This is a genomic window from Hymenobacter ruricola (assembly GCF_015694525.1).
Classification (GTDB): Bacteria; Bacteroidota; Bacteroidia; order Cytophagales; family Hymenobacteraceae; genus Hymenobacter; species Hymenobacter ruricola.
Map to the genome: position 1 here is coordinate 223,018 of NZ_JADQDM010000005.1, position 19,012 is coordinate 242,029.

Annotated in this window: 19 protein-coding genes; 10 read left to right on the forward strand and 9 right to left on the reverse strand. The window is 62.4% G+C overall.

The window, feature by feature from the left end; all coding sequences use genetic code 11:
• The first annotated feature begins 21 nt into the window (after window positions 1–21).
• From I2H31_RS12485 to I2H31_RS12495, 3 genes are all read left to right on the forward strand, one after another.
• Entirely contained in the window at window positions 22–2,898 is a 2,877-nt protein-coding gene (locus tag I2H31_RS12485; protein WP_196293367.1) for a M36 family metallopeptidase, read from the forward strand.
• Window positions 2,899–3,000: 102 nt separating this feature from the next.
• The gene (locus I2H31_RS12490) at window positions 3,001–3,453 is read left to right on the forward strand and encodes a hypothetical protein (RefSeq protein WP_196293368.1); all 453 of its coding nucleotides are present in this window, start codon (window positions 3,001–3,003) and stop codon (window positions 3,451–3,453) included.
• A gap of 19 nt (window positions 3,454–3,472) precedes the next feature.
• The gene (locus I2H31_RS12495) at window positions 3,473–4,252 is read left to right on the forward strand and encodes a J domain-containing protein (protein ID WP_196293369.1); all 780 of its coding nucleotides are present in this window, start codon (window positions 3,473–3,475) and stop codon (window positions 4,250–4,252) included.
• A gap of 9 nt (window positions 4,253–4,261) precedes the next feature.
• Here the strand turns inward: I2H31_RS12495 and I2H31_RS12500 are convergent, their stop codons facing one another.
• Window positions 4,262–5,032, reverse strand: coding sequence for a TerC family protein (locus tag I2H31_RS12500; protein ID WP_394368960.1), 771 nt, complete (start codon window positions 5,030–5,032; stop codon window positions 4,262–4,264).
• A gap of 129 nt (window positions 5,033–5,161) precedes the next feature.
• The gene (locus I2H31_RS12505) at window positions 5,162–5,653 is read right to left on the reverse strand and encodes a YajQ family cyclic di-GMP-binding protein (protein WP_196293370.1); all 492 of its coding nucleotides are present in this window, start codon (window positions 5,651–5,653) and stop codon (window positions 5,162–5,164) included.
• A gap of 103 nt (window positions 5,654–5,756) precedes the next feature.
• Here I2H31_RS12505 and I2H31_RS12510 point away from each other — a divergent pair, with 103 nt between their 5' ends.
• Window positions 5,757–6,209 carry a GNAT family N-acetyltransferase gene (locus I2H31_RS12510; RefSeq protein ID WP_196293371.1) on the forward strand — a complete coding sequence of 151 codons (453 nt, stop codon included), beginning with the start codon at window positions 5,757–5,759 and terminating at the stop codon, window positions 6,207–6,209.
• A gap of 38 nt (window positions 6,210–6,247) precedes the next feature.
• Here the strand turns inward: I2H31_RS12510 and I2H31_RS12515 are convergent, their stop codons facing one another.
• On the reverse strand, window positions 6,248–6,562 hold the full coding sequence (locus I2H31_RS12515) for a DUF962 domain-containing protein (protein WP_196293372.1): 315 nt from the start codon (window positions 6,560–6,562) through the stop codon (window positions 6,248–6,250).
• Between the two features lie 119 nt (window positions 6,563–6,681).
• On the opposite strand from I2H31_RS12515, the gene I2H31_RS12520 reads away from it, so the two are divergent.
• On the forward strand, window positions 6,682–7,167 hold the full coding sequence (locus I2H31_RS12520) for a PaaI family thioesterase (protein WP_317192223.1): 486 nt from the start codon (window positions 6,682–6,684) through the stop codon (window positions 7,165–7,167).
• Window positions 7,168–7,364: 197 nt separating this feature from the next.
• On the opposite strand, the gene I2H31_RS12525 is transcribed toward I2H31_RS12520, so the two are convergent.
• The gene (locus I2H31_RS12525) at window positions 7,365–8,363 is read right to left on the reverse strand and encodes an NYN domain-containing protein (RefSeq protein WP_317192224.1); all 999 of its coding nucleotides are present in this window, start codon (window positions 8,361–8,363) and stop codon (window positions 7,365–7,367) included.
• A 407-nt stretch (window positions 8,364–8,770) separates the two neighbouring features.
• The gene (locus tag I2H31_RS12530) at window positions 8,771–9,511 is read right to left on the reverse strand and encodes a metal-dependent hydrolase (RefSeq protein ID WP_196293374.1); all 741 of its coding nucleotides are present in this window, start codon (window positions 9,509–9,511) and stop codon (window positions 8,771–8,773) included.
• Between the two features lie 198 nt (window positions 9,512–9,709).
• Between I2H31_RS12530 and mfd the strand changes: the two genes are divergently transcribed.
• Window positions 9,710–13,123: a transcription-repair coupling factor gene (gene mfd, locus I2H31_RS12535; RefSeq protein WP_196293375.1), complete on the forward strand. Its 3,414-nt coding sequence runs from the start codon at window positions 9,710–9,712 to the stop codon at window positions 13,121–13,123.
• Between the two features lie 6 nt (window positions 13,124–13,129).
• Here mfd and I2H31_RS12540 read toward each other — a convergent pair whose 3' ends face one another.
• Window positions 13,130–13,753 (reverse strand): M949_RS01915 family surface polysaccharide biosynthesis protein, encoded by a 624-nt coding sequence (locus tag I2H31_RS12540; protein ID WP_196293376.1) that lies wholly within the window; start codon window positions 13,751–13,753, stop codon window positions 13,130–13,132.
• A gap of 28 nt (window positions 13,754–13,781) precedes the next feature.
• Window positions 13,782–14,522 (reverse strand): hypothetical protein, encoded by a 741-nt coding sequence (locus I2H31_RS12545; protein WP_196293377.1) that lies wholly within the window; start codon window positions 14,520–14,522, stop codon window positions 13,782–13,784.
• A gap of 227 nt (window positions 14,523–14,749) precedes the next feature.
• Between I2H31_RS12545 and I2H31_RS12550 the strand changes: the two genes are divergently transcribed.
• From I2H31_RS12550 to I2H31_RS12560, 3 genes are all read left to right on the forward strand, one after another.
• A complete protein-coding gene (locus I2H31_RS12550; protein ID WP_196293378.1) occupies window positions 14,750–15,091 on the forward strand; it encodes a hypothetical protein in 342 nt (113 codons plus the stop codon).
• 101 nt (window positions 15,092–15,192) lie between these two features.
• The gene (locus I2H31_RS12555) at window positions 15,193–15,882 is read left to right on the forward strand and encodes a DUF6624 domain-containing protein (protein ID WP_196293379.1); all 690 of its coding nucleotides are present in this window, start codon (window positions 15,193–15,195) and stop codon (window positions 15,880–15,882) included.
• Between the two features lie 10 nt (window positions 15,883–15,892).
• Window positions 15,893–16,342, forward strand: coding sequence for a GNAT family N-acetyltransferase (locus I2H31_RS12560; protein WP_196293380.1), 450 nt, complete (start codon window positions 15,893–15,895; stop codon window positions 16,340–16,342).
• Window positions 16,343–16,490: 148 nt separating this feature from the next.
• Here the strand turns inward: I2H31_RS12560 and I2H31_RS12565 are convergent, their stop codons facing one another.
• Window positions 16,491–17,192 (reverse strand): DsbA family oxidoreductase, encoded by a 702-nt coding sequence (locus I2H31_RS12565; RefSeq protein ID WP_196293381.1) that lies wholly within the window; start codon window positions 17,190–17,192, stop codon window positions 16,491–16,493.
• Window positions 17,193–17,441: 249 nt separating this feature from the next.
• On the opposite strand from I2H31_RS12565, the gene I2H31_RS12570 reads away from it, so the two are divergent.
• Window positions 17,442–18,440 (forward strand): aldo/keto reductase, encoded by a 999-nt coding sequence (locus I2H31_RS12570; protein ID WP_196293382.1) that lies wholly within the window; start codon window positions 17,442–17,444, stop codon window positions 18,438–18,440.
• A gap of 125 nt (window positions 18,441–18,565) precedes the next feature.
• On the opposite strand, the gene I2H31_RS12575 is transcribed toward I2H31_RS12570, so the two are convergent.
• Window positions 18,566–18,964, reverse strand: coding sequence for a nuclear transport factor 2 family protein (locus I2H31_RS12575; RefSeq protein ID WP_196293383.1), 399 nt, complete (start codon window positions 18,962–18,964; stop codon window positions 18,566–18,568).
• Window positions 18,965–19,012: the final 48 nt, after the last annotated feature.

A 19,012-nucleotide genomic window follows, 5' to 3' on the forward strand; every position in this document is an offset into this window, starting at 1 on the left:
CTTCACTCTCTTTTTTTAACTATGGCATTTTCCTTTACCAAATCCCATGGCGGGTTGTTGCTGGCGCTGACGCTGGCGGCCCCCGGGGTATCCATGGCCCAGTCGGGGGCGCCTTCGGCGCAGGCCCTGGCTTATTTCTCCTCGCAAGCCGAGCGGCAGGGCCTGCACGGCGGCGACGCCGCCAATCCGTCGGTCACCAGCTCGTATGTTGACGCGAGCACCGGCCTCACCCACACCTACCTGCGCCAGCGCGTGAACGGCCTGGACGTGTACGGCGCCGTGGGCGACGTGCACAGCGACCGCAACGGCAAGCCCCTGTTCATGCACCAGGGCTTCGTGGTAGACGCCGCCCACCTGGCGCCTTCGCCCGTGCCTAGCCTCACGGCCGAGGGGGCTGTGAATGCCGCCGCCGCCGCGCTGCACCTGCCCAAGCCGGTGGGCCTGACGCTGGTGCGCGACGCCCGCGCCGCCGACGGCATCCTGTTCAACAACGGTGGCATCTCGGAGTACGACATTCCGGTGCGCCTGATGTACCTGCCCATCAACGGCCAATTGAAGCTGGTGTGGGACGTCAACATTGCCCAGCTCGACCAGCAGCACCACTGGACCGTGCGCGTAGACGCCCACACCGGTCAGATGCTCGACAAGTCGGACTTTGTGGTGAGCGAAGAAATTTCGTTCCGCGAAATCACGGCCCGCGCCCTGGGTTCGCGCCCAGCAGCCGTTTCGGCCCCGGCCACCAAGGCGGCCGCCAGCCGCGGCACCCTCGGGGCGCCTAACACCATGAACGTATGGCCCGTGCCGCTCGAAGCCCCCACGTTTGGTCCGCGTGCCCTCGTTACCTTCCCCGGCGCCAGCAGCCCGCACGCCGCGTTCTCGCCCTACGGCTGGCACGTTTCGGACTCCCGCGCTGCTGACCCCACCACTTCCAACGGCAGCATCTTCCCGAACAACTACAGCCGCCTCGGCGCCGGTGTGTACCTGACCCGCGGCAACAACGTGGTGGCCTACGACGACAGCCCGACCACGACCAGCGGCCCCGGCAACATTCTTTCGAACACCAACTCGCCCGACGGCGGGTCCACGCTGAACTTCGATTTTCCCTTCGTGCAGGGCAACAGCGCCAAGTCGAACGAGCCGGCCGCCATCACGGACCTGTTCTACTGGAACAACATGCTCCACGACGTGATGCAGAGCAAAGGCTTTGACGAAGCATCCGGCAACTTCCAGTACAAGAACGCTACTACGCAGGGCCTGGGCGGCGACTACGTGCGCGCCGAAGCCCAGGACGGCAGCGGCCGCAACAACGCCAACTTCTCGACGCCAGTGGACGGTCAGTCGGGCCGCATGCAGATGTATCTGTTTGACAACCCCCTGCGTCCCAGCTTTACCATCACCGCGCCAGCGGCCCTGGCCGGCTCCCTCACCTTCGGCACGGCCGACTTTGGCCGCCCCCTGACGGCCTACCCCAACGGCGTGTGCGGCCAGGTTGTGGCTGTTAACGATGGGGTTTCGGGCAATGGCGGCCTGCACGGCTGCGCCACGCCTTACGTGAACACCCGCGACGTGAACGGCAAGATTGCCTTGATTATGCGCGGCGGCTGCGCCCAACTCGCCAACGGCGTTCGCACGCCCAGCTCTTTTGCCGGCAAAGTGCGCCGCGCTCAGCAAAACGGGGCCATCATGGCCATCATCATCGACTCGGTGGCCACAACCACCGTGCTCTCGAACATGACGGGCACGGACACGGTGGGCATTCGCATCCCGTCCATCTTCCTCACCGGGGTTGACGGGGCAACCGTTCTCCAGGCCCTGCGGGCCGGCACCGTGGTTACGGGCTGCGCCGCGGCGGCACAGGACTTTGACGGTTCCGTGGACAACAGCATTGTATCCCACGAATTTGGCCACGGCATCAGCACCCGCCTCACCGGCGGCCCGGCCAACTCGAACTGCGTGACTTCACAATACACCCCCAACGGCAGCACCACCACCGCCACTACCCAAGGCATGGGCGAAGGCTGGAGCGACTTCTTTGCCCTGTGGATGACCACCCGCGTCGGCGACGTGGGCCGCACGCCCCGCAGCATGGGCTCGTACGTAGAAGGCCAGCCCACCACCGGCGCCGGCATCCGCATCAAAACCTACTCCGACGACCTGTCCGTGAACAACTACGACTATGGCGTAGTAGGCACCGGCGCTTACACCGAAACCCATAACATTGGCGAAGTGTGGGCCACCGCGCTGTGGGACCTGAACTGGCAGTTCATCTACCGCTATGGCTTCAACCCCGACTTCCTGGCGCAAACCGGCGGCAACAACAAGTTCCTGAAGCTGGTGCTGGAAGGCTGCAAGCTGCAGGTGTGCAACCCGAGCTTCCTCGATGCCCGCGACGCCATTCTGCGTGCCGACTCGATAGTAAACAACCACGCCAACTCGGCCCTTATCTGGACGGTGTTTGCCCGTCGCGGCATGGGCTACAGCGCCAACGCTGGCCCCCGCGTGACGGTGACCGGCTACCCCGGCGGCCTGCCTGGCCTCACGGGCATCACTTCGGCCTTCAACATGCCGACCGGCGTGCGCCCGGTGGGCCTGCTGAACCCGACCACGATGCCGCTGGGCACCCAAAGCGCCAACGCCATCAACGGCAGCATGGTATCAGCTTACCCCAACCCGGCCCAGAACGTGCTGACCGTACAGGCCCAGCTGGCCAGCACGTCGGACGTGCAGCTGAGCGTGGTGAACCTGGTGGGCCAGGCCGTTATCTCGACCACCACCAACGTGACGGCCGTGCAACGCGGTGTGGAGCTGAACACCAGCGGCCTGGCCGCTGGCCTCTACGTGGTGCGCCTCACCACGTCGGAAGGCATTTTCACCACCAAAGTGCAGGTGAAACACTAACGGTTTAGCTTAGCGCTTGAGAAGCGGGCCCGGCGGAAGCGTCGGGCCCGCTTTTTTGTTGTAGTTTCTTCATCATCTCGCATCTATTCCTCTCAGTAATTTATGAATCCTCTTCTCACTGATGATGCCGGCCGCGATAGCCGGACAGCGGCACTGCTTGGCCTGCGGCCGTCTATTCCCACCGTCACTGCTGGCCTGCCGGAGCCAGGCACGGTGGGAGAGTTCCTGCACGTCACGCTTCGCCCCGTACTGAAGCTGCAAAACGACCTGCTGCTGAGCGTGGTGGCCGATTTTGTGCTCGACCACCACATGCCCCTGGCGACGGCCGGCCCCACCGACCAGCAGCGTCAGCTGGCCGAGCTGCTGGCCCGCAACACCAAGCTACGCTACACCGTGGCGGGCCTGATAACCGGCCTGTTCACCGCCGAAGAATATGCTTTCTACCGCGCCCACCGGGCAGAGCTTAACCGGCGCCTGCTGGAGCTGGCCCAGCGCCGCGTGCTCGACCAAGTCCTGCAGGTGGTGGCGCTGGTGGGCGGCAGCCCCACGCGGTAGTGGCATAGGACCCGAACGAATGACGCACTACCAAGCTCTGGAGCTGCCCACCGATGCCCCGGCCGCCGATGTCCGCCGCGCCTACCGCCGCCTCGTGCTCCTCACCCACCCCGACCGCACCCCCGACCCGGCCGCCCACGCCCGCTACCTGGCCATCAACGCCGCGTATGAGGTGCTGAGCGACCCGGCCCGCCGACAGGCTTATGACACCAGTTTTCAAGAACAGCCGGCTTTCATTCCCTCCTCGCCTGGCCGGGCCCGGGATGCCGCGCGGCAAGCGGCCAGACGGCGCTCGCCCCGGCCTCGTGCGGTGCCGCTTGCCGAGAAGTATGCGGAGGAATACGCCCGTTTTTTTCGCCTGGCCCGGCCGCTGCTCGTGGCCTCGCTGCTTTTGTGCGGCACATTAGCCGTCGATTTTGCGCTGGCTTCGACGCAGGTGGAGCAGGTGCTGGCGCGCGAAACAACAGTTCATTATACCCGAAGCAGCTCCTACGAAACGACCTCTCACCGAACGAACCGCGGCACTTTGAAACTGCGCGACGCCTACCCGGTGGGTACCACGGCCTGGGTTCGTCGGACGCCGTTGCTACGCACACCGCTGTCCATCGCATTTTCCGCCACGGATTCGCCTGATGAGCTAGCGTCCATCTACGAGGGGGCGCGCAACTTCTTTTGGCTAGGCTTGCTGGCTTGCGCGGCCCTGGGCCTGCTGCCGGGCTTAGGCACTGAAGGCCGGCTCTCCATCTGCCTTTTGGGCGCCGCGTTTCTGTTCACCACGCTGGTGCAATTGCTGGCCTGAGGGCGGCGCTTAGTCGTACTGCGAGTCGCGCAGCTTTACGGGCTTGGTCTTTTTGCGCAGGCGCAGGTTCAGCAGTTCCACTACCAGCGAGAAGGCCATGGCGAAATAGAGGTAGCCTTTTTCCACTTCCTTGTGGGCGGCTTCCATCACCAGCATGAAGCCAATCATGATGAGGAACGACAGCGCCAGCATCTTGATGGTGGGGTTGTTGTTCACAAAATTGGCCACGGCGCCGCTGAAGGCCAGCATGATGCCCATGGCGCAAATCACGGCCGCAATCATCACCAGCACGTTGTCGACGAGGCCTACGGCGGTGAGAATGGAGTCGAAGCTGAACACGATGTCGATGACGATGATTTGCAGAATCACGCTTATCATCGTGGCTTTGGGGCCGCTGCCGGCTTCGTCCTCTTCCTCGCCCTGCAGCTTGGTGTGGATTTCGGTGGTGCTCTTGTACATCAAAAACAAGCCTCCGGCCAGCAGAATCAGGTCGCGCCCGGTCACGCCAAAGGGCTGGTCCAGCCACGGAAAATCGGGCAGGTTGAACAACGGATTGCGCAGGCTCACAATCCAGGAGATGCTCAGCAGCAGGCCGATGCGAAACAGGAGCGCCAGCAGCAGGCCGGTGGTGCGGCCCCGCGCCTGCTGCTCCTGCGGCAGGCGGTTGACGACGATGGAAATGAAAATGATGTTGTCGATGCCCAACACGATTTCCATAAACGTGAGGGTCAACAAGCTAACCCAGGTGGCCGGGTGGGCAAAAGCGCCGAAATCGTACACTATGTTGATTTGCTAATTGAATGATGTGCGGATGTGCTTTTTGGTTGATGAGCCAACGCTGCGGGGTAAAACCGTCGGCCAGACCCGACCATTCACCACAGCACATCAGCACATTGCCCAATCAGCAAATCAGCTTTTCATGTTCACAAATTGCAGGGGCAGGCCGATGTCGGCCTTGCGCAGCACGGCGATGGCGGCCTGCAAATCGTCGATTTTCTTGGACGTCACGCGCACCTGGTCGTCCTGCATCTGGGCTTCCACCTTCACCTTAGCGTCCTTGATGGCCTTGATGATTTTGCGACCCGTGTCCTTGTCCACGCCGGCGCGCACCTTGATGGTTTTCTTGATGAGCTGGCCGCTGGGCTGCTCATCGGCCGTAAAATCGAGGCTGGTGCCGTCGATGCCCTGTTTCACCACACGGCCCAGCAGGATGTCTTCCAGCGCCTTCACGCGCATGGAATTTTCGGACGACAGCAGGATGGTGTTTTCCTTTTTGTTGAGCTCGATGCCGCCCTTGGTGTCGCGCAGGTCGTAGCGGGTCTGGAGTTCTTTCTGGGCCGTGTTCACCGCGTTTTCCAAGGTTTGCGGGTCCACTTTGCTCACGATGTCGAAGGAGGCCATAGCGGGAAGAGAAGTAGTTTTGGGAAGAAAAGCCGGCCGCGGCCGGGGCGTAAAGGTAACGCCCCGCACGGGCCGGAGTTGCGCCGGATTTCATTCTTTCCTCATGCCCTCCTCCCCCGCCGTTCGCCCGCCCCGCACGCCCGCCGAGTGGGCCGCCTATTACCGCTTGCGCTACGAAGTGCTGCGCCAGCCCTGGCAGCAGCCCCCCGGCTCCGAGCGCGTGCCCGCCGACGACGAGCCGGGCACCTTGCACGCCCTCATTCTGGCTGATGACGCCGCTGCCGCGCTGGCCGTGGGCATGCTCCAACCCACCGGCCAGAGGCAGGGCCAAATCCGTTTTATGGCCGTAGCCCCCGAGGCCGCCGGCGCCGGCCTGGGCCGCCAGGTGGTGGCCTATCTGGAGGCGCAAGCCCGCGCGGCAGGGCTTGTCGAAGTGGTGCTACACTCGCGGGAATCCGCCGTGGGCTTTTATGAAAAGCTGGGCTACGCGGTGGTAGAGCCATCGCACCTGCTCTTCGGCGTCATTCCGCATTTTCTGATGCGCAAGCAGTTATAGTTGCTTCTCATTGCTAACCCACTGTGGTTTCAGGCAACTTAGCTGCTGCCGAATTTCTCGCGGCCGCGCCACAAGTCCGCGTACATCTTAAAATCGCCCAACAGCGAGAACCACGGGTGCTGGAACGTGGCGGGCCGGTTATGCTCCACGAAAAAGTGACCCACCCAGGCGAAGCCATAAGCCGCCACAATGCCTGCTACCAGCCATCCCCAGCGCCCGCTCGCGCACAGCATCACCAGGCAAAGAAGCAACAGCGTAGTGCCCACGAAATGCAGAATCCGGGTGCCGCGCTGGCTGTGCTCGCGCAGGTAGCGTGGGTAAAACTCGGCGAAAGTGAGCGGCAAAGCGGACATAGAACAGGAATACAAGAGGTGACACGAGCGGCAAGCCAACAACAACTCGCTCAAGTTCGGCAAATGCCCCGGATTTTTCACCAAACTTGCCAACCGAAACCAACCCTCGTTTTCCCGTCGTGTCCGAACCCCATTCGCCCCGTCCCGCGCCCGAGCTGGCCGCCATGATAGCCGCCTACAACCAGATGAACCACTACGGCCGCGCCAACGGCATGGCCCTGAGCGTGCCCGGGCCCGGCCGCGCCGACTACCGCATGACCGTGCTCGACGAGCACCTCTCCTCCCCCAACACCTGCCACGGCGGCGTGCTGGCCGGCCTGATGGACGCGGCCCTGGGCGCGGCGGCCCTTTCCCTGGCCTTCACCAGGCTGGAATTCGTGTCCACCGTCGAGTTCAAGATAAACTACCTGCACGCCGTGCACCTGCACGACAAATTGGTGGCCCGCGGTGTGGTCGACCACGCCGGCAACTCGCTGGTGGTGAGTAGCTGCGTTATTTACCGAGTAAAAGAAGGCGAGGAAGACGTAGCCGTGGCGCGCGGCCTGGGCACTTTCAACCGCTACCCCGCCAACAAGCGCGACTTCGCCAAGCTGGTGATGGAGTGACGGGCCACCTGTCATTGCGAGGGCGCAGCCCGTGGCAATCCGTCCTCTCAATGCAACAAGCCTTGACTAAGCGATGTAGCCTTTACCAACCGCAAAAAAGCCCCTACGCTGTGCAGTGTAGGGGCTTTTCACATTAAAAAGTTAGTCGCTGAGAACAGGACAGATTGCTTCGCTGTGCTCGCAATGACAGGGGATTCCTACAGTTCGGCTGAGGCGTGCACGCCCACGGGCTCGTACTCGTCGTCGCCGTCGGTCATCTGAGGGGCTGGCACTTTGCGCACGTTGCGGGCGCAATCCTCGTCGCGGTGGTTGCGGCCCACCGTGAACTCTACCCAGTCGCCCTCGCGCAGGTCGTTGAAATCGCCTTCGGTGAGGTCGGCGTAGCTGAAAAACAGGTTGTTCGGCGGCATTACCACGAAGCCGAAGCCATTTTTCAGGTTTTTGATGGTGCTCATGCCGAGCGTGCCCACGGGGCCGGCGGCGGTGGGGCCGGTGGGGCGGGCCAGCTTGGGCGCGGCGGCGGTGCTGGGCGCGAAGGCGGCGGGCTCGGTCTGGTTCACAAACAGGGCTTCCACCACTTCGTCCTGCTGCGCGAGGCCGCGGTCAATCACGTCGTGCATGGCCACCGGGTAAGTCACCTGCTCCAGAAGCTGCTGCGAGGCGCGCGTGACGCGGGTTTCGCCTTTGAAGTCTTCGTATTTGAAGTCCCAGTTCAGCAGCATCACGCGGGTGCCCACGGTGTTGAGTTTGCGGATGAGGGGCACGTAGTCGGAGTCGCCGGCGATGAGGACGACCACGTCGAGGGTTTTGTGCAGGGCCAGCTCTAGGGCTTCGAGCGACAGCCACACGTCGATGCCTTTTTCCTGCAGGCGGCCGTCGCGGGTTTTGAGGGCCATGTAGTGCGTTTGCACGCCCAGGTTCATCAGAATGTCGTCGAGCAGGCGGTCGTGAAACAGCCGGTCTTTGTCGCGGGCTTCGGTGGCGGAAAGGCGGCCGCGGAAGAAATGGGCGTCGGTGATTTGGGCGAGGCGCACGTCGACGTCTTCTTCTTCGGCTACCTGGTGGCGGATGTATTCGTGCAGTCCTTCGAGGCTAATGCGGGCCTTGCGCTCGTGCTGGAAATAATAATAGTCGCTGATTTTTAGAAAATAGTTGCCGTCATAGAAGACACCAACCCGAATCAAAGGGCTGTTCATCTGGTTCATGAGTATGGAATGGGGTAAAGTTAGAAAAAGTGCTTTGAGTGGGACAAGTTATTGTGAATGAAGTAGAAAAGCCAGCGATGATACGGCGTTAAAAGGCCATTGTCCGTCTTGCCAGCCAGGGTAATACTACTTGAAGAGCGGGGTGCGGCCTAAGGATAGGGGCCGGTTGCTCGAAGGGTTTAGGTTAATTGGTAGCTAAAAGAATGACAAGGTCCGAAATCGATTGAAAACGCTGGATAATAGCACGTCTCATGGCGAACACGGCCGTAATTTGTCGGTATATCTGCTGCGAAGCTAATGGTCTTGGCTGACTTATGCAACAGTAAGCCGGCCGGGCCGAACCGAGCCGTTGCGCGGTCTGGCGATTAGGCTCGCCCAGCGTTGGGCTTACTCACCGGCTAAAACCCCATTCGGCCTATGACCAGGCCTAATACCAGCAGCCCGTAGCCGGTGCAAATGGCCACCTCCAGCATGTTGCCGGACGCCGAGCCCGTGCTGATGAGCGGAATTTTAAAGGAATAGTCGAAAACCGGCAGAAACCACCGCACGCCCGCTTTGGTGAGGGTATCGGCCAGGAGGTGCGAGGCGTAGCCGCCCCCGGCAAACAGCGCCACGCCGTGCCAGCCCAGGTGCTGGTTGGCCAAGTGGCCGATGTAGGTCCAGAGGGCCGTGGCCCAGATGGTGTGCGTCCAGGAGCGGTGCGAGGTGAAGGGCGCCAGCGCCACAAACGTGCCCAGCAAGCTCAGCCACAGCTGCTCGGTGTAGAGCCCCGCCACCACCGTGGCCAGGCCCGTGAACAGCAGCGCCAGCCGCCGCGCCGAGCCGCCTTGCATGCCCACCCCAATGAGCCCAAACGCCAACGCCACCGTGTAATAGAGCCGCTGTTCGGCGCCGGGCGCGAGCTGCAGGTAGGCGTAGGCCGCAATGGCCAGGGCGCCGGCGGCAAAGGCCCAGCGCACGTAGTTCTGCGTGAAACCGAGGCGCTTGCTGAGGCGGCTTTCGGGGTGGTCGAGGTCGGGGGCGAGGCTGGAAAAGCCGGCCAGGGCAATGCCCGGCACCGAAAACGGCAGGCCCGGCACCAGCCCCGCAATGGCCACGCCGGTGATGAGGCCGATGGCCAGGTGAGAAGAGCCGCGCATTTATAGGGTAATGTATGTTTGCTGTGGAACACGCCCCCGTTCGTCATCCTTCGCTACACTCAGGATGACGAACGGGGGCTGCGAAGCTACGGGCAGCCCCGGAAACCTTCGCCGCCGCTCCGGTGTATTTACCCCCGCAGCCCGACCGGAAATTTCTCTGGCCGGGCTAGTTCATTTGCCCGCCTAGCCCACTTTTCTGTGCAAGTAGCCGACTTTCTCCGCCTCTATCGCCTTTCGCCCGAGCTGCAAACCCTGGCCGCGCGCCTGCGCGGCGCCGCCAAACCCGACCCCAGCGGCGTGCGCCTGCACCTGCGCGGCCTCGTGGGCAGCCAGGATGCCGTGGTGGCCGCCGCCGTGGCCCACGGCCAGCACCCGCACGTGTTTGTGCTGCACGACAAGGACGAGGCGGCCTACTTTCTGTCCGACTTGCAGCACCTGCTGCCGGAAGGGCCGGAGGCGCTGTTGTTTCCGAGCTCCTACAAGCGGGCGTACCAGTTCGACGAAACGGAAAACGCCAACGTGCTGATGCGCGCCGAAGTGCTGAACCGGGTGAACACGACGCGCGTGGCCGCGGCCGGCAACAGCGTGTTCATCGTGACGTACCCGGAGGCGCTGACGGAGAAGGTAATCAACCGGCAGAGTCTGGTGAAGAACACCTTCAACGCGAAGGTGGGCGACAAGCTGGACGTGAATTTCCTGGGTGAGCTGCTGGGCGAGTACGACTTCGAGAAGACGGATTTCGTGTACGAGGCGGGGCAATACGCGGTGCGCGGCGGCATCGTGGACGTGTTCAGCTACGCGAATGAGCTGCCGTTTCGATTGGAATTGTTCGGCGATGAGATTGAGAGTATTCGGACGTTTAATCCCGAAACGCAACTGTCGGTGGAGCCACGGCCCAGCATCAGCATTATCCCCAACGTGCAGACCAAAATGCTGCACGAGACGCGGGAGGCCTTCTTTGATTTTCTGCCGCGCACGGCCTGCATTTGGCTAAAAGACGTGCGGCAGACGCTGGACGTGGTGAGCGAGCTGTACGAGAAGGCCGAAGCCAACTTCGAGCAGATGCTGAGCGAGGCGCACGGCATGCAAATAGTGAGCAAACCGGCCGATTTGTTCGAGTCGGGCAAGAACTTCAAGAAGCTGCTCGATGAGTTTGCGGTGGTGGAGTTTGGCAAGCGCTTCCACTTCAAGAACGCCGAGACGTTTCAGTTTACGGCCAAGCCGCAGCCCAGCTTTAACAAGGAATTTGAGCGCATGGCCAAGAACCTGCGCGAAAACCAACTGCGCAACTTCACCACCATTATTGCTGCCGACACCGTGCGCCAGGCCGACCGGCTGCGCACGATTTTTGATGAACTGGACAACAACGTGCAGTTTCAGCACCTGCTGCTGGCGTTGCGCGAGGGCTACGTGGACGAGCAGCTGGAGCTGGCCGTGTACACCGACCACCAGCTGTTTGAGCGCTACTACCGGGCCCAGGAAACCAAGAAATTCTCGAAGAAAAAGGCGCTGACGCTGCGCGAGTTGAAGACGCTGCAACCCGGCGACTACGTGACGCACCAGGACTACGGCATTGCGCGCTTCGCAGGCCTGACGCAGGTCGACATCAACGGGCAGATTCAGGAGGCCATTCGACTGGTGTACCGCGACGACGACGTGCTGACGGTGAGCATCCACGCGCTGCACAAGATTGCGAAGTACAGTGGCCAGGAGGGCTCGCCGCCGACGATGAGCAAGCTGGGCTCGCCGGAGTGGGAAAACAAGAAGAAGTCGGTGAAGAAGAAGGTGAAGGACATTGCCGCCGACCTTATCCGGCTGTACGCCAAGCGCAAGACCGCGCCGGGCTTTGCCTTTTCACCCGATGGCTTCATGCAGGCCGAGCTGGAATCGAGCTTCATTTACGAGGACACGCCCGACCAGGCCAAGGCCACCGAAGACGTGAAAAACGACATGCAGCAGCCCCACCCCATGGACCGGCTGGTATGCGGCGACGTGGGCTTTGGCAAGACCGAAGTGGCCATTCGGGCGGCTTTCAAGGCCGTGGCCGATGGCAAGCAGGCCGCTGTGCTGGTGCCCACTACCATCCTGGCCATGCAGCACTATAAGACCTTCCGCGACCGGCTGGCCACGCTGCCCGTGACGGTGGAGTACATCAACCGCTTCAAGTCGACCAAGCAAATCAAGGAGACGCTGGCCCGCGTGGCCGAGGGCAAAACCGATATTCTGATTGGCACGCACCGGCTGACCAACAAGGACATCAAGTTCAAGGACCTGGGCTTGCTGGTGATTGACGAGGAACAGAAGTTCGGCGTGAAAACCAAAGACAAGCTCAAGGAGCTGAAGGTGAACGTGGACACGCTCACACTCTCGGCCACGCCCATTCCGCGCACGCTGCACTTCTCGCTGATGGGCGCCCGCGACCTGAGCGTGATTGCGACGCCGCCGCCTAACCGACAGCCGGTGCAAACCGAGCTGCACGTGTTCGATGAGATTCTGATTCGCGACGCGGTGGCGCGGGAATTGAAGCGTGGCGGGCAGGTGTTTTTCGTGCACAACCGCGTGAAGGACCTCGACGAGCAGGCCGCCATGATACTGCGCATGGTGCCCGATGCCCGCATCACCACCATTCACGGGCAGATGGAGGGCGACCAGCTCGAAAAGCGGATGATGAAGTTCGTGGAGGGCGAGTACGACGTGCTGGTGAGCACCAACCTGATTGAGTCGGGCCTCGATATTCCCAACGCCAACACCATCATCATCAACCGCGCCCACCTGCACGGGCTGAGCGACTTGCACCAGATGCGCGGCCGCGTGGGTCGCTCCAACCGCAAAGCTTACTGCTACTTGCTCACGCCGCCGGTGGCCAACCTGCCCTCGGATGCGCGCAAGCGGCTGAGCACGCTGGAGGAATTTTCGGACCTGGGGGCGGGTTTCAACGTGGCCATGCGCGACCTCGACATTCGCGGTGCCGGCAATTTGCTGGGCGGCGAGCAGTCGGGTTTCATCAACGACCTGGGCTACGAAACCTACCACCGGATTTTGGACGAGGCCGTGACGGAGCTCAAAGAAACCGAATTCCGGGACCTTTTCCTGGGCGACTCCAACCAGCGGCTGCAAGCGGCGGCCGGCGCGGGCCGCTCGCGCGAGTGCAACGTGGAGACGGACCAGCAGGTCCTCATCCCGGAAAAGTACGTGAGCAACGTGTCGGAGCGCCTGCAGCTCTATGCCAAGCTCGACCGCGCCCAGAAGCCGGAGGAGCTGCAAAAGCTGCTCACCAGCATGACGGACCGGTTCGGGCCGCTGCCATCCGAGGTGGAGCAGCTGGCCGACATCGTGCGGCTGCGCTGGCAGGCCTGCAAGGTGGGCTTCACCAAAATCACGCTCAAGCGCGACACGTTGAAAGGCTACTTAGCCGCTGATGACGACCACAAGGCTTACTTCCAGGGCGAGCAGTTCGGCACCATCCTGAACTACGTGCAGACGCACCCGCGCACGGCCAAGCTGAAAGAGCACAAGGAGCAGCTCATTGTGACGTTTGACGAGGTGCGCTCCATTCAGCAGGCCAAGCGGGTGCTCAGCGAGCTGGGCAGCGAGGAAGCGGTAGCAGCGTAGGCGGGGCTATTTGCCGGCGTTGCCGCGGTACTTGGTCCAGAGCTGAGCGGCGTAGGAGCGGAAGGCGGCCGGGCCTTTGCCAAACGCCTCATCAAAGGTAAATTGCCCGCCATCGTAAGTGGTGGCCGATACCTTGATGTGAGTAGTGCCCCGCACGGCGTACTTCCGGCCGGCCTCGTACATGATGATTTTCAGGCTGTTCGGGTCCACGCCGCCCTGGCAGGCGGTTTGGTACATCAGCCACACTTCGGCTTGGCCGTTGCGGTCCAGGTCGGTCACGGCGAAGGAATGCGGGACAAAGTTGGCTTCAATGTCCAGCGGGCACTCCTTCACGAAGTCGGTCACTTTCCAGGTTGGCTGCCAGGCGGCGCCTTGCAGCAGGTAGTGGCTGGCGTAAAGGGCCGCGTCGCGCGCGCCTTCAGCCTCGGGGCTTTTGCTGGCGGTGGCGCCGGTTTCGGTGGCAATTACGAGGTGGTCACCCTGGGTGTCGGTCCAGCGGGCGGCGTCCACCACGTGGCCGGCGTAGGCAATGCTTTTGGGAATGCCCGTGGCGGTCAGCTTCGTCACGCGGGGTTGGGCGTGGCCGGTTTGGGTGGCCAGCAGGAGCGCCAGCAGCGGCAGTTGTTTCATGGTGAATGATGGCGGCGCGGTGGCCCTATTATTTCTTCGTGAGGCCCTGGTCGGTGACGGTCAGCTGGCTCACGTCAAAACCATACTGCTTTTTGAGGAAGGCCGCGATGGTTTGCTGGTAAGCGGGTAGCGTGTTGTTTTGGGAGGCGCCCAGCCAGCCGGCTTCCAGCATCACGGTTTGCAGCTTGAGCGCCTCGCCGAACTCGGCTGCGGCGCCGGGCGCGCTCAGCGTGGGGGTTTGCGTAAGCACGACCTGGGCCTGGCGCCGCACGCTGCCGGCCATGGCCGGCGTGATGGCCGCTCGGTCCTGGCCGTTGTTCGCAATCAGGGTGCCGAGCGCCAAGAAGCCCGCCAGGGCATCAGCGGCGGAGTTTTCGCGCAGGCCGGTGCCGCGCACGATGTTGGCATACACTTGTCCGTAGTCGGTTTTGCCGGGCCCAAAACCCTCGCGGACGCCTTGGGCCGCCGTTGGATTGGTGCGCGCGAGCTGGGTGGCGTAGCTGGCCACAGCTTTTTGCCGGAGCGCGGGCGTAGAGGTGTAAGTCAGGGCGGCAACCGTTGTTTTCGGGGCGGCGGGCTTGCTGTTGGTGGCGTTTTCCCGCAGGCTGCGGCCCACGGTATTCTCAAAAAGCATGTTGTTTATGGCCAGCTGGCCCGCCAGCCCTTCAAACATGACGGGCGCATCCTGGGCGCGGGCCGCGGGCGCGGCGGCCAACAGCAAGCCCGCAGTCAGCGCGCTATAGGCAGCAGTTTTGAGCGAAAATTTCATAACCAGGCAGTGACTACGAGTGGAAAGGTCATCATCCTACGGTCTTAGCCCGGCATCCGTTCAGGCAGGCGCGCAGCCATAAAAAGGGGCCCGCGTGAATGCCGCTAATGCCGCCAGCTATTAAAGCGCCGGGTAAACGCAACAGTAGTTTTTAAACCAACAGTCGCGGCCCCAAAGCCGTATCCCTTGTTCATAATCCTTTCCGCATTTCAACTTCCTTCCCACTCATGAAAAATCTTCTCATCCTGGCTGCTTTGGCCGCCAGCATCACCACGGCTTCGGCCCAAACGCCCACTTCCCAGGGCAAGTCCGGGTCGGCGGCGCAGCGCGCCTCCAGCAGCACCTCCGATGCGTCCGCGCCCTCGCCCACTGTTTCGGCGCCCAACGTGTCGGCCGGCAACGGGCAGCGCACGGGCAAGAAAATCAACACAGCGCCGGCCACGGGCGCCACGCGGGCGTCGCGGTCCAGCTCCACCACCAAGTCGGCCAACCAGGGCGTGGGCACGGGCAGCGGCAACATCGAGTCGCTCTCCAAAACCCAGAAGGACAAGCCGGGCGCGAAGAAATAAACGGCTGGAATTAATCGTTGGGCCCGGCCCGTTGTTTGCGCAACGGGCCGGGCTTTTTTCGGGCCGGTTCTTATCTTGCGCTCCTGCCTTTGCCGCCGCGTATGAAAGTTGTTGTGTTGGTGCTGTTGCTGCTGTCGGCGGCGGGCTCGGTGCGGGCCCAAACGAAGCCGAACCCCGCGCTGAAACGCGAGTTGGACAGCCTCTACGCCGCCGACCAGCGCTGGCGCCTGCTGCTGTTCGACCGCCGCCTCAGCCGGCGCCCCGACTCGCTGGCGGCTGCCCTGGGCGTGCCGAAGGACCAGCTGCAGCCCTACGCCATCCGGCGAATGCTGCAAACCGACTCATCCAACCTGGTGCGGGTGCGCGCCATTGTGAAGCAGTACGGCTACCCCGGCAAGAGCCTGGTGGGCGAGCCCACGAACGAAACCGTCTGGAACGTCGTCCAGCATTCCGACGCCATCAGCCAGTACCTGCCCCTCATCAAAAAAGCCGCCGCCAAAGGCGAATTGCCCTTCCGCCTCTACGCCCAGATGCTGGACCGCCAACTCATGCGGGCCGGCAAGCCTCAGCGCTACGGCACCCAGGGCATGAGCTACAGCCACACCAACCCCGCCACCGGCCGCCGCGAGGCCCAGCCGCCGTTCATCTGGCCCATCAAAGACCCGGCAGGCGTGAACGCGCGCCGCCGCCAGGCCGGTTTCACCACCACCTTGGAGCAAAATGCCGCCATCCTCGGCATTGCCTACCGCGTGGTGACGCTGCCGGAAGTTGCCCAAATGCCCAAAGACTAACCCTCGCTCAATGACCATCCGCTGGCACTGCATCGCCTTCGACTCGTTTCCGCCCCTCATTCTCTACGACGTGCTGCGCCTCCGTTCCGAGGTGTTTGTGGTGGAGCAAAACTGCCCGTATCAGGACATTGACCGCCAGGACCTTGACGCCTACCACCTGCTGGGCTACAATGAAGCCGGTGAGCTGGTGGCCTACGCCCGCCTCTTCGGCGCCGGCAAGTGCTACGACGAGGCCAGCATCGGGCGCGTTATCGTAGCCCAGCCCTACCGCAGCTTCGGCCTGGGCCGCGAGCTCATGCGCCAGGCCCTGTTGCATTCCGACGCCTTGTTCGGCCCGCAACCCAATAAAATCGGCGCGCAACAGCACCTGGAGGCGTTCTACAACGGCTTCGGCTACGAGCAGTGCGGCCCGATGTACGTGGAGGATGGCATCCCGCACATCCCCATGCGGCGCGGCTGAGCGCGACTCAACACGACGTTGAAATTGAAACAAAAAGAAACGTCATGCTGAGCTTGTCGAAGCATCTCGCGTGCAATAGTAAATCATTTACTACCGCACGCGAGATGCTTCGACAAGCTCAGCATGACGTTCCAAACTTAAAAAATGTTTAATCGCAGCCTTCCGGGCCGCAGGCCGGCCCGTCGGCCACCAGCACCGGCGCCGGCTTCGCGGGCTTGAACTCGTCGTACACCTTCTCCAGCACTTCGGCAAACAGTTCGCTGGGCTGCGCGCCCGACACCGCATATTTGTCTTCAAACACGAAGAACGGCACGCCGCGCACGTTGATTTGCTGAGCCTGGTACTCGTCAAGGCGCACGGCGTTGGCATACATCCCAGCTTTGAGGGCTTCACGAATTTCGGTGGCGTCCAGGCCCACTTCGGCGCCCAGCTTCACCAGCGTCTCCAGGTCGCCCACGTTCTGGCCTTCGAGGTAGTAGGCGGCCATCAGGCGCTCCTTGGTGGCGTCTTGCCGGCCGTGGTGGGCACCGAGGTGGATGAGCTGGTGCGCCAGAAAAGTATTGGCCGGTATGGTGCGGTCGAAATCGTAATGCAGGCCCACTTCCGCGGCGGCCTTGGTCACGTAAGCGCCCATGTTGCGGGCTTCGTCCGTAGAAACGCCTTTCTTTTTGGCCAGCGCCTCGTGGGTGCTCTCGCCCGGCGTGGGCTGGAAATTGGGGTCGAGCTGGAAGCTGTGCCAGACGACTTCCACTTCGTCGCGGTGCGCGAAGTCTTTCAGCGCGTTCTCAAACTTGCGCTTGCCGATGTAGCAGAACGGGCAAACGACGTCGGAACAGATTTCAACTTTCATGATGGAATAGCCTAATAAATTGATGTAGGTACAACAATTATAAGCACCAGAAAGGTTTGGTTTCTTCGCAGTAAGCACAAGAACGTGGAGCGAAGCATCTTTACCGCAAGAGTAAATAATTACCGGTGCCGGGCACCCAGACCTCATGGGGCTGCGCACGGGGCGCAACATTCGGTCGCGCGGCGCAGTTAGCACCCCTGGCGCTGGGCGCGGCTTTGCGGCCCGGCCTTCACTTTACCCTTACCCCTCATGGAATTTCAAGAATTAGGCAGCTCCGGCGTTTCGGTTTCGCGCATCACCTTCGGCAGCTGGGCAGCCGGCGGCTGGATGTGGGGCGGCACCGAGCAAAACGACGCCGTGGGCGCCATCCAGGCCAGCTATGACCTCGACGTGACCAGCATCGACACGGCGCCGGTGTACGGCATGGGCTTCAGCGAGCAAATTGTGGGCGAAGCCATCAAAAGCCTGCCGCGCGACAAGGTCCAAATCCTCACCAAGTTCGGCATGCGCTGGGACCTGGCTCAGGGCGACTTCGCCATGAAAACCAAGGACAACGACGGCCGCGACCTCGACGTGTACAAGTACGCCGGCCGCGACAGCATCATCAAGGAATGCGAGGACAGCCTGCGCCGCCTCGGCACCGACTACATTGACCTCTACCAACAGCACTGGCCCGATGTGACCACGCCGATTGACGAAACCATGGAAGCCGTGAGCCGGCTCATCGAGCAGGGCAAGGTGCGCGCCGCCGGCGTGAGCAACTACTCGGTGACCCAGATGCAGGAAGCCGAAAAGACGGTGCAGCTGGCCTCCAACCAAGTGCCTTACAGCATGGTGCGCCGCGACATTGAGCAGGACGTGGTGCCGTACTGCATCGAAAACCACAAGGCTATTCTGGTGTATAGCCCGCTGCAGCTGGGGTTGCTGACGGGCAAGATGAAGCCCGGCCAGGAGTTTGGCGAAGGCGACCTGCGCCGGGGCCATCGTCTTTTTACGCCCGAAAACGTGACGCGCGTGAACGCCGTGCTCAACAAAATCCGCCCGCTGGCCGAAACCAAAAACGCCACCCTCGGCCAGCTCGTGCTGCGCTGGACGCTGGCGCAGCCCGGCATTTCGGTGGCGCTGGTGGGCGCCCGCAACCCCGAGCAGGCCGTGCAAAACGCCCGCGCCATGGACTTTGAACTCACGTTTGAGGAAGTAGACTTCATCAACAAGCAGCTGCGGGAGCTGGCGCCGGCCGCAGCGTAGCAACTCCATTGAGCCATAAAAAACGGACCTGCTCCGCTGGGCTGGCATTAGCTCAGCGAAGCAGGTCCGTTTGCTGGTTGCCGCTTCAGGAGCGTCACCCATAGCCCAAGCGGCAAACGTGCCGGCTATTGGCCCCAGAAGGCGTCTTCCTGGGCAGCGTCGGCCGAGAAAACCTGTACTTGCGTAATCAGGCCATTTTCAACCGTGTACACGTCGATGTTGTCGACGTTGAGCACGGCGCCGGGCGGCTGGGCGGCTTTCCAGTGCACGCGGCAGGCCACGCGGTTGCCGTTCACGCTCATCAGGTCGGCGGCGGTGAGCACCAGCGAGCCGGCGGTGAGCTCCTGCATTTGGCCCACCATGCCAAACACCTCCTCGCGCGAGTGCTTGAGGCCGGAGAGGCGGTTGCGGCCGGGCTGGCTCCACTGCACCTGGGGGTGCAGGGCTGCGCCTACTTTGTCGAATTGGCCGTGCTGCACGGCGGTCAGGAAGTCGTGAACGACTTGTTGGGGTTGGGTTTCCATAAAACGGAGTGTTGGAAAAGGGGTGAAAAATGAGACGGTGGCTGGTGA

Coding starts and splice junctions, on each gene's coding strand:
- I2H31_RS12555 (WP_196293379.1), top strand. CDS start 15,193: ATGAAAGTTGTTGTGTTGGTGCTGTTGCTGCTGTCGGCGGCGGGCTCG.
- I2H31_RS12560 (WP_196293380.1), top strand. CDS start 15,893: ATGACCATCCGCTGGCACTGCATCGCCTTCGACTCGTTTCCGCCCCTC.
- I2H31_RS12515 (WP_196293372.1), bottom strand. CDS start 6,562: ATGTCCGCTTTGCCGCTCACTTTCGCCGAGTTTTACCCACGCTACCTG.
- I2H31_RS12550 (WP_196293378.1), top strand. CDS start 14,750: ATGAAAAATCTTCTCATCCTGGCTGCTTTGGCCGCCAGCATCACCACG.
- I2H31_RS12505 (WP_196293370.1), bottom strand. CDS start 5,653: ATGGCCTCCTTCGACATCGTGAGCAAAGTGGACCCGCAAACCTTGGAA.
- I2H31_RS12525 (WP_317192224.1), bottom strand. CDS start 8,363: ATGAACAGCCCTTTGATTCGGGTTGGTGTCTTCTATGACGGCAACTAT.
- I2H31_RS12570 (WP_196293382.1), top strand. CDS start 17,442: ATGGAATTTCAAGAATTAGGCAGCTCCGGCGTTTCGGTTTCGCGCATC.
- I2H31_RS12530 (WP_196293374.1), bottom strand. CDS start 9,511: ATGCGCGGCTCTTCTCACCTGGCCATCGGCCTCATCACCGGCGTGGCC.
- I2H31_RS12565 (WP_196293381.1), bottom strand. CDS start 17,192: ATGAAAGTTGAAATCTGTTCCGACGTCGTTTGCCCGTTCTGCTACATC.
- I2H31_RS12540 (WP_196293376.1), bottom strand. CDS start 13,753: ATGAAACAACTGCCGCTGCTGGCGCTCCTGCTGGCCACCCAAACCGGC.
- I2H31_RS12510 (WP_196293371.1), top strand. CDS start 5,757: ATGCCCTCCTCCCCCGCCGTTCGCCCGCCCCGCACGCCCGCCGAGTGG.
- I2H31_RS12490 (WP_196293368.1), top strand. CDS start 3,001: ATGAATCCTCTTCTCACTGATGATGCCGGCCGCGATAGCCGGACAGCG.
- I2H31_RS12545 (WP_196293377.1), bottom strand. CDS start 14,522: ATGAAATTTTCGCTCAAAACTGCTGCCTATAGCGCGCTGACTGCGGGC.
- I2H31_RS12495 (WP_196293369.1), top strand. CDS start 3,473: ATGACGCACTACCAAGCTCTGGAGCTGCCCACCGATGCCCCGGCCGCC.
- I2H31_RS12485 (WP_196293367.1), top strand. CDS start 22: ATGGCATTTTCCTTTACCAAATCCCATGGCGGGTTGTTGCTGGCGCTG.
- I2H31_RS12575 (WP_196293383.1), bottom strand. CDS start 18,964: ATGGAAACCCAACCCCAACAAGTCGTTCACGACTTCCTGACCGCCGTG.